This is a genomic window from Myxococcus guangdongensis (genome assembly GCF_024198255.1).
In the GTDB taxonomy this organism is placed as follows: domain Bacteria; phylum Myxococcota; class Myxococcia; order Myxococcales; family Myxococcaceae; genus Myxococcus; species Myxococcus guangdongensis.
In genome coordinates, this window is sequence record NZ_JAJVKW010000003.1 from 403,351 (window position 1) to 414,421 (window position 11,071).

Genomic DNA, 11,071 nt, shown 5'->3' on the forward strand with positions numbered 1-11,071 from the left:
GTGGGCCCACTCGTGATTTCGGATACAGTCGGTCCGTCTCCGTTCCCCAGGTTGCTCGTGGACCGCTCGCCCTCTCTCCGACTGCGCCTCGTCCTGCTGTGTGTCTCGGTGGGGCTGTGCGCGTGTGAGCCCATCATCGACCCGGAGAAGTGGCGCGGCGTCCGCGATGGGGGCGACACCTCCCTGGGCTCGGGGAGGGATGGTGGCGGCGAGCCCGATGCTGGAGACGACGCGGGACGCCCGCCGCTGATGCAGGACGCCGGGCCGGATGCCGGGGGAGATGGCGGAGAGGCGGACGGTGGTGGGCTGTCCCCTCCGGACGATGCAGGCACGGATGGCGGGACGCCGGACGCCGGTGATGCGGGCGGGTGGCCGGGCAACCCGGATGGCCCCGTGCTGAGTGATGCGGGCGTCGACGTGCGCATGTCGGATTGGAGCGCGTGCGAGCAGGGCTGGCAGAAGCGCAACCTGTTGCCGCAGGGCACCAAGGGCTATGCGCACTTCGCGCTCGACGCGGAGGGGGACGCGTACCTCATCGAGTTCACCGACGACATCGTGCGGGTGCCGACGACGAAGCCCTGGCGCACGTTCCCGAGGACGGGCTTCGTGGGGCCGCCGCCCTGGCCGGGTGGCATCCGCGTGGATGCCGCGGGTGAAGTCCACGTGGCCCTGAGCCCGCAGTTCGCGGAGAGCGCCACGGATGTCCCCACCCACTTCTTCCGCTACACGGCGGGCCGCTGGGTGGAGACGCGGACGGCGAGTGGCCTGGTGAAGAGCCTCGAACTGGACTCACGAGGTCAGCTCCATGCGCTGTCCATGTGGATTGGAGCGGAGCACCGCCTCATGTACACGCATGGGCCGCCGGGGGCGCTCGTGGTCGAGGACACGGGCCTGCGAGCCCTGGACCGTGCCGCCTACGTGGACCTGAAGGTGGACGGGCAGGGCAAGGCCCACCTCGTCTACGAAGGCGTGTTCGAGAAGCGCATCCACTACGCCACGAATGCCTCGGGCACCTGGGTCTCGGAGGTCGTCGCGGAGGCGTGGGGAGACCCGTACCTCGCGCTGTCGCCTTCCGGCGTCCCGCATGTCGGATGGAGCTCGGGCGGAGGGACCTGGGTGAGCGCCCGTGATGGGCAGGGCGTCTGGTCCACGAGCCTCGTCACGCAGGAGAACACTCAGCTCGACGCGCTGAGGGTGGGGGCCTCGGGGGAGGTGCACGTGCTGACGATATGGCGCGACGGTCCGCTGTCTTATTGGACCCGCACGCCGGAGGGCTGGGCGAAGACGACGCTCCTCGCCCACGAGGGGCCGGGCAATCGCTCCTTTGTCGATGCCTTCCTGGAGTTGGATGCGCAGCAGCGCGCGCATGTGATGCTCACGTCCGTGTTCACCGACTTCACGACGGAGCCGAGGCCGCTCCGGCGCGTGGATTATTTCCGCCAGTGTCCGTGATGCTCACGGCGCATCCCTGAGGCGCAGGCCCACGCGCGCGAGCAGGGGAGGGCCCAGGGTATCCACGCCGGCGCGGCCGGCGAGGTACTCGCGGTCGAAGAGGTTCTCCACGGCGGCGAACAGGTCCACCTTCCAGAAGAGCCGTCGACTGACGGCGGCGTCCACCACGAGCGTGCCGCCCATGCCGCGCTCGTTCAGGTCGTCCTCGAACTGGGGGCCGATGACGCGAAGCTGCACGGTGGTGGTGAACAGGCGCGGGTCCTCGAAGGTGACGCTGGCGGCGCCCCGGTGTCTGGGGTCCTGCGCGAGCTGTCGACCGACCAGCTCGGGTTGACCGGGGGCCTTCGTGACGGTGGGGTCCACGAAGGTGTACGCGAGCAGCGTGGTCCACCGGCGTGACAGGCGCCAGTCGACGCTGGCCTCCACGCCGCGCACGCGGGCGCGCCCCAGGTTCTGCCGCTGTCGTCCCGCGTTGCCCGGCAGGGTGACGTTGGTGATGGGGTCCTCGAGGACGTTCCAGAAGCCGGTGACGCGCGCGGTGAGGGCGCGCAGGGGTTCGACCTCCACGCCGGCCTCGGCGCCCCACAGGCGCTCGGCGGAGAGGTCCGCGTTGGCGGCGGTGAGGACGGTGCCGACCTGGAAGGGGCGGTAGAGCTCGTTGAGGGTGGGCGCTCGGAACGCGCGATAGCCGGAGGCACGGAAGGTGACGGAGTCCCACGGGCTCACGCGCAGGCCGAGGCGTGGGCTGAGCTGGTGCTCGGTGCGGTCGTCGTACGCGGTGGTGTCCGTGGCCCCGTTGACGCGCTCCACGCGCTGGAGGCCTCGGGTGTTGCGCCACGCATCCAGGCGGAGCGCTGCGGACAGCTCGAGGGCGGGGATGGGGGCGTAGAGGTCCTGAAGGAAGACGCCGCCGCTCCACTGGGTGCCGCCGGCCTCGCGGGCGATGAGCGCCTCGGGGGCCTGGGTGGCGGGGAAGATTTGTTCCTGGGAGGTGCCGGCCATGCGGCGCGCGTCGAGCCCCGCGGAGAGCTGATGGGCGCCGCCCGCGCTCCAGGTGGGCGCGGTCCAGACGAGGGATGCGCCCTGGTCATTGGCGGGGACATCCTGGGAGGCGGCGAGGGCCTCGGTGGCGCGGTCCTGCGCGACGCGGGCGCGGTCCTGCTCGAAGCGGAGCGCGCGGCCGAAGAGGTCGAGGGTGAAGGTGCCGCGGGCCTCGGTCTGGAGGCGCGCGCTCGCGCCGAACAGGGCCAGCTCCACGCGGGCGGTGGTGAAGCGGGTGCCTCCGTTCTGGTTCTCGCGGAAGAGATTGGCGCGGGCGGAGAGGGTGAGCGTGTCGGTGGGTTGGGCTTCCACGCGGCCGTTGAGCACGACGTGGTTGCTGGGCGTGTCGCTGTCGATGGCGCCGCGCTGGCCCGGGCTGACGATGCGATAGCCGTTGCTGGTGAGCAGCTCGGTCTCCAGGGCCGCGGCGATGGGGCCCCAGCGCTGGGCGCCACGTGCGGCGACGAGGCCGGTGCCCCGGTTGCCATAGGCGACGTCGGCGTCGAGGGTGGGGCCGGTGATGGGGCGGGAGATGAGCTGCACGACGCCGCCGAGCGCGGAGCTGCCGTAGAGGGCGGAGCCACCACCGGGGACGACCTCGATGCGGTCGAGGCCGAGTCGAGGCAGGGAGCGCCAGAAGACCCAGCCGCCGAGCGGGTCATTGACGGGGACGCCGTCGAGGAGGACGAGCGTGCGCGCGACGCCGGAGGGCGCGAGGCCGCGCAGGTTGAGTCCCTGCGCGGTGGGGTCGGAGACGAGGCTCGGCGTCCGACGGAAGGTGGCCACGGACGGCAGCGAGCGGACCAGCGTGTCCTGGGTCAGCGTGGGGCTGCGGTCGATCTCCTCGCGAGGCAGCACCACGGTGGTGGCGGGCACGTCGCGGATGGGGCGCGGCAACCGCGTGCCCGTGACGACGGTGCGCGAGGTATCGCCAGGTTCTTCGGAGGGCGTGGAGTCGGGGGAGCCCGTGGGCTCCGGAGGCGCGGGAGCGACGAGGCCGGGCGGCGGTGCGTTCGTCTCGGAGTCGGTGGACTGTGCCCACGTCGCGGACGCGAGCAGCGCGCCTGGAAGCAGGAGGTATCCACGGAGCTTCGACGAGGTGAGGCGAGACGACCTGCGAGGCATGTTCGGGAAGTCCCTTCCGTTGCGAGGCGCGCTGACTCAGTATGCGCGGGCCGCGCACCGAGTCATGGCTCGAGTATCGCGAGAGGCCACGGTCCCATGTGACTTCGTCCGATGGGCGACGTGAAGCGCGGAGGCGCCTCCGATGTGCAAGTCAGAGACAGCCGCACGAGAAGGACACAGCCCCGAGGGCGTCCTGCGCATCCTCGAGGCCCGGAGACTCGATGCGCTGGACTGTGCGCTCGTCATCGAAGTGGCGGGGCGCCACCATGAGCTGCGTGCCGAGCGAGTGGGACAGAGCCCCTCGTTCGGCATGTCGGTGGGTGACTTCTCTCCGAGCCAGCGCTTCCGCGAGCTGCGGCTCAGCGCGCATCAGGTGCAGCAACTGGTTCGAGCAGCGGTCCTCGTCCACCGCGGAGAGCCCCTGTCTCTGCCCGTGGAGTTCTCGGGTGAGCCGTCACCCGTCTGATTCACGCGGCGCGAGTCCGCGCACCGTGAGCACCGCCGTGTCGACCTCCGCGAGGATGCGGCGAGCGTGGTGCAGGAAGACCTCGCCGGCCGGCAGCAGGCGCATGCCCTGGCGGGTGCGCTCGAACAGCCGGGTCCCCAGCTCATCCTCCAGCGCGAGGATGTGCCGGCTGAGCGGCGGCTGCGTCAGGTGAAGCCGACGCGCCGCACGGCCCACATGCTTCTCCTCGGCCACGGCGACGAAGGACTGGAGGTGCGTGATGCTCACGACCCCCACGTTATCGAGACCTCCACCCGACGTGCACCCCCCATCCCCCTCCCTTGTTCCGAATCCAGCAGGAGGGCGGCCGGCCGCCCGCTGATATCCTCGAATCCTTCATGTCGGACAGCCGGAGCCGAGCATGCGCGGGTGGATAGGGGGAACCCTCCTGATACTGGGGGCGCTGGCGCTCCTCTCCTGGAGGCTGCTCGGCACCGAGTCACAGCAGCCCGAGGCCACCGCTCGAACCCGCTCGGCAAGCACGCTCCCTCGCACCTCGGCGCCCAGGCCACCCTCAGCCGGGGCGCTGAGCATCCAGGGCACCGTGGTGGACGCGTGGGGACAGCCCATCCCCGGCGCCCGTGTCTCCGCCTCCTGGCCCATCGAGGGCGAGACGATTTCGGAGCTGCCGTGCCCCGAGGACACTCCGCCTCACCCGCTGGAGTACCCGGCTGAGGAGGAGGCGTCTGTCTTCCCGCGCACGCGGAACCTGCCGTGGTGTCTGCCATGGACCGAGGACCTCATCGTGCAGCGGCTCCTCGCGCGCGAAGGTGAGGCGCCCATCCATGCGCAGGCGGTGTCGGCGCGGGACGGCACCTTCGTCCTGGAAGGGCTCCCCGTGGGCCCCCAGTCGCTCTGGGTCCTCTCCGAGAGAGGCGCGACCGTGCACCCGGGCATTCAAGCGGGGAGCCAGGGTGTGCAACGGGTGCTCGAAGCGAGCACGGAGATACGAGGACAGGTCACCGGCGAAGGCGCGCCGCTGTCCGACGTCTCCATCACCGTGGTGAGTCGAGGGCATACGCGCTTCTTCGACACGCACACCGACAACGACGGACGCTTCCAGCTCGGGCCCCTGCCACGCGAGGGCTACCTCGTGTTCGCATCGAAAGAGGGCTGGTCTCCAGCGCTGGCGACAGGCGACTCGAAATGGAAGCTGGAGCTCCGCCCGGTGCGCTCGCTCTCCGGACGGGTGATGTCCCGCGGCGTACCCGTGCCGGGCGTGGAGGTCCGCGCCCTGCGGACCAGCGCCCCTTCGAGTCCGAAGGCCACGAGGACGACGACGGATGCCCGGGGCGCCTTCACCTTCGAGCTTTCGACGGGGCACCACACCCTCACCGCGCAGCATGAGGGACGCTACGCGCTCACCCGGCTGGAGGTGGGCGCGTCCTCCCTTCGCGATGTGACGCTGGAGCTGGGCAGTGGGCTCCACGTCGAGGGCACCGTGTTCGACGACACCTCCCAGCCGCTGGAGGGGGTGATCGTGAAGCGGGTCTCCGCGCCGGAGCATGGCGAGCCGCTGACGGCCGTCACCGACGCGCAGGGGCGCTATCGCCTGGGCCCCGTGGAGCCAGGGGTGTGGGACTTCACGCTCCGGGCGAAGGGCTGTCTCGACCCTGCTGATGCCGAGCAACGCCTCGTGTCTCCGGACACGGGCACGCAGGACTTCACGCTGGCGCGCGCGTACGCCCTGACCGGTCGGGTCACGGACGTGGCGGGACATCCCGTCACCGGTGTTCCCATCACGCTCCGCTGGGTCGGGGAGGGGAATCCCCCGGAGCAGATCGAGGACGACACCACGGACGCCCAGGGCCGCTTCGCGCTGGATGCCTCCCAGCCCGGTGACTACGAAGTCGTCGTCGACACACCGGACTTCATCGACGCGCCCGTCCTCGTCAAGGTGCCCGCGCGCGACGTGGACATCGTCGTGCGCGTCGGCGCGACGGTGGAGGGGCACGTGGTGGATGGGCGTGGACAGCCGGTCGTCGGGGGCGTCGTGGTGCTGAGGCTCTTCACGGATGCGCTCGACCTGAATGCGACGAGGACGGATGCCCAGGGGAGGTTCACCCGGAGGGGGCTTGCTCCGGGGCGCTACCGGGTGGTCGTGGAGCGGACGACGGACAGCGTGGACCAGCGGGCCTGGAGCGACGTGGAGGTCGCGGCCGATGCGGTGACGCGCGTGGAGCTGCGCCTCGATGAAGGGCAGACGCGAGAGGGCCTCGTCGTCGACGCCGAGGGAGCGCCCCTCGAAGGGGTCCTCGTCCGCGCCGAGCCTCGCGAGGCAGTGCGCTCCGACGGGCCCGCCATCCTCAAGATGGTGGAGCGCTTCGACCGGGGTGTCCCCACCGACGCGAGCGGCCGCTTCGTGCTGCGAGGACTCGGCCCCGGCGCGCATGCCATCACGGCCTTCAAGCTGGGCTACTCGCTGCGCCTGGATGCCGCCACCCAGGCGGTGCTCCAGAAACACGGGGGTGTCCACCGCAGCCTCATCATCGGGGACACGCTCTACGAGTCCGCGCTCCGCGTGCCCTCCGGCACGACGCCGCTGCGGCTGGTGATGGACCGCCAGTCCTGGGTCCGGGGTCGCGTCGTCGGCCCCGACGGAAAGCCCCTGCGTCGCTTCATGGCGGGAGGCGAGCCGGTGGAGTCCGAGGACGGGACGTTCTCGTTCCCCCGTCATCCACACGCCATGGCCAGGCGGTACTTCTTCGCGGCCGAGGGACTGCGCTCGGCGGAGCGGGTCATCGACGGGGGCCAGGGTGAGCCGGACCTCGACCTGGGAGAAATCAGATTGGAGCGGGGGCGTCGCCTCCGAGGCCGCGTCGTGGATGCCCGGACGGACCAGCCGCTGTCGGGCGTCACCGTCACAGCTCGCGCTCAGGCCGCGGAGTCGGAGGCGTTGGAGACGCGCTCGGATGCGCAAGGCCTGTTCCTCTTCAAGGAGCATGCGCTGGCGCCGGGGCCGCTCACCGTGATGCTCAGCGAGCCGACGGGCCACCACGCGCTGCGCCTGTCAGTGGGCGAGGGCCAGGAGGAGGTGACGGCGAGACTGGAGCCCACGGCGCTCGTGAGCGTGACGGCGAAGGATGCACGCGGCCGTCCCCTGGATGGCTACATCGCCTTCTTCACGGCCTCGGATGGCGATGAGACCTCGAGTCCTCTCGACCGGGGACAGGCGTGGAAGGGCGGGCTGGCACCAGGCACCTACGTCGTCTCCGTGCTGCCCGCGCGGTACACGGAGCAGGAGTCCTCCACGTTCCTGCCCCAGCGCGTGGGGGTCCCGGAGCGTGGTCGGGTCTCCGTCTCCTTCCAGGCCCTGACGGCGGGTGCCACCGTGAAGGTGGTGGTCCCCTATGACAAGGACATCCAAGTCGCGCTGGTGCCAGGAGGCATCGCGCATCCGACGCAGGAGGAGGAGCTGGGCGCGCGGATGGCCCCGGGCCTGAGCGCGCAGTGGGGCGAGGACGCGCTCTATTTCCGACACGTCCCCGCGGGCCGGGCCACGCTCATGCTCACGAGCGAAGCGCTCCCCCGCTTCCACGTCAGCGACGTGGACGTCCCGAAGGAAGGCACGCTGGTGCTCACGCCCCGGCTCGACTGGAAACCGCTCGAAGGCGAGGCCGAGTAGGGCTTCATCCAGCGACTGTCACTGCCAGTCCTGGCGTGGGTTTCCACGATGGAGGCCCGTGCGGTCCGCTCGCTAGCCTCGCTCGGATGACACGACACATCTTCGGTTCCTGGCGTCGGGTGCTGCTGGCGGTCCTTCCTCTCGTGGTGGCGTGCAACGCGGGGGACGACCTGGTCGACGAAGGCTTCGTCGCGGAGACGGCGGAGGTCTCGCAGTCCCTCGCGTGCAGCACCTCGCGTCAGGGCACGATGGGAGAGGGCGAGGGCCCCACCTGTGCGGGGGCCTACTCCGCCGCTCGCATCGACGCTCGGGTGCAGGCCAACAAACTCTGTCCCAATGGAATGTGCGACGTCGTCGAGGCCCGCCACGACTGCCTGGAAGTGAGCGGCCGACGGGTCGCGTTCTACACGATGCAGTTCGGCTGCAATCTCTGAGGTGGTTTCGGGGTCGATGCTGAATCAGCATTGGACGCTCCCGGGCGGGACAGTCACCTTGTCTCGCCATGGGAACTCCACTCTTCAAGGGCGCGGAGGTCGAGCGTCTGCGTCTGGCGGGCGCGGCGGCCGCCGGCACGCTCGCCTGGGTCGCGCAGCGGCTGGCGCCGGGCATCTCCACCGGCGACATCAACCAGTGGGTGCGTGAGGACACGGCGCGGCGGGGCGGCACGCCCAGTCAGCTGGGCTACCACGGCTTCCCGGCCACGGTCTGCACCAGCCGCAACCACGTCGTCTGTCACGGCGTGCCGAACCCGCACGAGCGACTGGCCGTCGGTGACATCATCAACGTGGATGTCACCACGAATCTGGAGGGCTATCACGGGGACACGTCCGCCACGTTCTGCATCGGCGAGGTGTCCTCGGACGCGCGGCACGTGGTGGACGTGGCCCGCAGGTGTCGGGACATCGGCATCTCCGTGGTGCGCCATGGCGCGAAGCTGGGCGACATCGGCGCGGCCATCCAGGAGCTGGCGGAGCAGGAGGGGTGCAGCATCGTGCGCGAGTTCGGCGGCCACGGCATCGGTCGCGCCATGCACGGCCCTCCGCATGTCCCGCACTTCGGCAAGAGGGGCACGGGCATCACCCTGCGCTCGGGCATGGTCATCACCATCGAGCCGATGGTGAACCTGGGGCGTCCCGAGGTCCGCGTCCTGTCGGACGAGTGGACGGTGGTGACGGACGACGGCAGCCTCTCCGCGCAGTTCGAGCACACCGTGCTGGTGACGCGCGAGGGCTGCGAGATTCTCACGCCCAACCCGGGACTGCCGCTCTCAGTGGGCCCGTCGCTTGCGTCCGCCGGGGCGCATCCGTGAGCGAGGCCTCCACACCGACGCGTTGAGCAGGACGCCCGGCATCGCGAGGGAGAGCTCCGCGAGCAGCGCTTCCGCCTGCGCGGGCCGTTCATGCAGCCACGCGCAGCCGAGTCCCAGCTCCTGGACGGACGCGGACCAGGTCGCGGTGCCGAGCGCGCGCAAGGCCGCTTCGGTGAGCGGGTTGTCGTGAAGCAAGAGGGCCATAAGCCCCGACAGATGAGGGGCCTGGGCGAGGGCCTTCACGCCGGCCTCACCCAGGCCGGCTTCCCGCAGCTCCAGGGTGTGGAGGCGGGAGAGGTGGTTTGCCTCCGCCAGGGCCATGGCGCCCTCGTCTCCGATGGGATTGAAGCCGAGGTCGAGCTCCGTCAGCCGATGGAGGTGAGGGCTGGCGAGCAGCGCTCGGACGCCGTGAGCGTCGAGAGCGGTCTCCGCCAGCCGCAGCGTCGAGAGCAGCTCCAGGGAGGGCGCGGTGGCGAGCGCCTCGGCGCCCCATCTGCCGATGGGATTTCTGCTCAGGTCCAGGCTTGTCAGTCGTGCCATCGACGGCGCGTTGACGAGCGCGCTCGTGCCCCGGGCTCTGATGGCGTTCCCGCGAAGGTCGAGCGTGGTGAGTCCCGAGAGGTGTGCGAGGCTCGCGAGCGTCGACGCGGCCCCGTCATCCAGCTCATTGAAGCCCAGCCGCAGCTCGCGCAAGCCCGTCAGTTGGGTGGCTCCGAGCAGGGCCTTCGCGGCGCCCGCTCCATTGTCGCTCATGTCCAAGGACGTGAGCTGGTTCATCCCGGAGGCCACCACCCGCATCCCCGTGACGCCCAGGGCATTGCCCTCGATGTTCAACGCCTCCAACCGGGGCATGCGCTCGACCAGGGCGCGGGCTCCGGACTGCCAGACGCTGTTGCCCTGTATCGAGAGCTTGCGCAGGCCTGTGAGATGGCGCGCCGAGGAGAGGTGCTGGGCGCCCTTGAAGGTGATGCCGCTCCACTCGAGGCCGAGCACCTTCAGCTGCGTCATGTGCGTGGCCCGGGCCAGCTCGTGGACACCGCCGTCCCCGATGAGCTCGTCGGGTTGCTCGCCGCGCGCCGCTTGAGAGCCGACGTGGAGTTCGCGCAGGTGGGCGAGGTGGGGCGACCTCACGAGGCCTCGCATCCCTCCGGGGCTGATGGCGTTGTCGTACAGGTCCAGATGCGTCAATGCGCCCAGGGCGGTGGCTGACGCGAGCTCTCGGGCTCCCTGGAAGCCCAGGAGGTTGTTCCTCAGGTGCAGTTCACGAAGGCGGGAGAGCCCGGTGGCCCGCGCGAACACCTCGCCCGCGTCGGCTCTCAGGTCACAGCCATTGAGGTCCAGCACCGTGATGACGTCGAGCAACGGGGACGCCAGCGCCTGCTCGAGCCACGCCGCGTTCCCGAAGAGCCCGCGCAGCGACAGCGTCCGTACGGGCGCGCCGCGCGAGAGCAGGTGGCCGACCTCCTCGAGCCTTCGAGGTGTCAGCGTCACCGTGTCGACGAAGCCGCGTGACCACTCCACTTCTTGGGGCTTCAGGCCCAGGGGCTCCAGCCACGCCTCCTCGTGTTCGTCCAGGAGGTCGGAGGTGCGCGCGAGGAGCGTGTCCTGGACTTCGACGTCATCCGGGTAGCGCACGAGCGCGCACTGCATGTCGATGAACTCACCCCGGGGGTCGCCCCGCTGGGTGAGCACGTTGGCCAGCGCGAGCCGTGGACCATCGTCCTCCGGCTGGTCGCGAATCGCCGTGATGTGCTCGAAGGAGTCCGTCAATCGTGCGGACGATAATCTCCACCCGGTTGCAGGTGTCAACGGAGGGCGGAGGGGCCGCCCATCGGACCGACGATGCCCGTTCCCGGGGCGCGGGTGTCTGCCGGCGGCGGATGTCTCGCGGGACACCGGAGGCAAGCAGGGGCTGCCAGTCGGGCGGAGGGGCCCACCTCGAGACGGCGGGAGTCCGTCGAGGACGGGTGTCAGGCAGGTGGGACGTGAATCCGCCGGATGCTGGCGAGGGCAT

Annotated in this window: 8 protein-coding genes; 5 read left to right on the plus strand and 3 right to left on the minus strand. The window is 70.6% G+C overall.

Features of this window, described 5'->3' with window-relative positions; all coding sequences use genetic code 11:
* Nucleotides 1–1,452, plus strand: coding sequence for a hypothetical protein (locus LXT21_RS11070; protein WP_254038077.1), 1,452 nt, complete (start codon nucleotides 1–3; stop codon nucleotides 1,450–1,452).
* Nucleotides 1,453–1,455: 3 nt separating this feature from the next.
* Here LXT21_RS11070 and LXT21_RS11075 read toward each other — a convergent pair whose 3' ends face one another.
* Complete coding sequence (locus LXT21_RS11075) at nucleotides 1,456–3,618, minus strand: TonB-dependent receptor (RefSeq protein WP_254038078.1); 2,163 nt, start codon at nucleotides 3,616–3,618, stop codon at nucleotides 1,456–1,458.
* A gap of 142 nt (nucleotides 3,619–3,760) precedes the next feature.
* On the opposite strand from LXT21_RS11075, the gene LXT21_RS11080 reads away from it, so the two are divergent.
* The gene (locus LXT21_RS11080; RefSeq protein ID WP_254038079.1) at nucleotides 3,761–4,084 is read left to right on the plus strand and encodes a hypothetical protein; all 324 of its coding nucleotides are present in this window, start codon (nucleotides 3,761–3,763) and stop codon (nucleotides 4,082–4,084) included.
* Here LXT21_RS11080 and LXT21_RS11085 read toward each other — a convergent pair.
* Nucleotides 4,073–4,351, minus strand: a complete 279-nt coding sequence (locus LXT21_RS11085; RefSeq protein ID WP_046718573.1) for a LysR family transcriptional regulator — start codon at nucleotides 4,349–4,351, stop codon at nucleotides 4,073–4,075. The genes LXT21_RS11080 and LXT21_RS11085 overlap by 12 nt on opposite strands.
* A gap of 133 nt (nucleotides 4,352–4,484) precedes the next feature.
* Here LXT21_RS11085 and LXT21_RS11090 point away from each other — a divergent pair, with 133 nt between their 5' ends.
* The 3 genes from LXT21_RS11090 to map all read left to right on the plus strand — a co-directional run bounded on the left by LXT21_RS11090 (nucleotide 4,485) and on the right by map (nucleotide 9,057).
* Nucleotides 4,485–7,748: a carboxypeptidase-like regulatory domain-containing protein gene (locus LXT21_RS11090; protein WP_254038080.1), complete on the plus strand. Its 3,264-nt coding sequence runs from the start codon at nucleotides 4,485–4,487 to the stop codon at nucleotides 7,746–7,748.
* A gap of 86 nt (nucleotides 7,749–7,834) precedes the next feature.
* Entirely contained in the window at nucleotides 7,835–8,182 is a 348-nt protein-coding gene (locus LXT21_RS11095) for a hypothetical protein (RefSeq protein ID WP_254038081.1), read from the plus strand.
* A gap of 68 nt (nucleotides 8,183–8,250) precedes the next feature.
* A complete protein-coding gene (gene map, locus LXT21_RS11100; protein WP_254038082.1) occupies nucleotides 8,251–9,057 on the plus strand; it encodes a type I methionyl aminopeptidase in 807 nt (268 codons plus the stop codon).
* Here map and LXT21_RS11105 read toward each other — a convergent pair.
* Entirely contained in the window at nucleotides 9,016–10,827 is a 1,812-nt protein-coding gene (locus LXT21_RS11105; RefSeq protein WP_254038083.1) for a TIGR02996 domain-containing protein, read from the minus strand. The two genes, map and LXT21_RS11105, sit on opposite strands and share 42 nt — an antisense overlap.
* Between the last annotated feature and the right edge of the window lie 244 nt (nucleotides 10,828–11,071).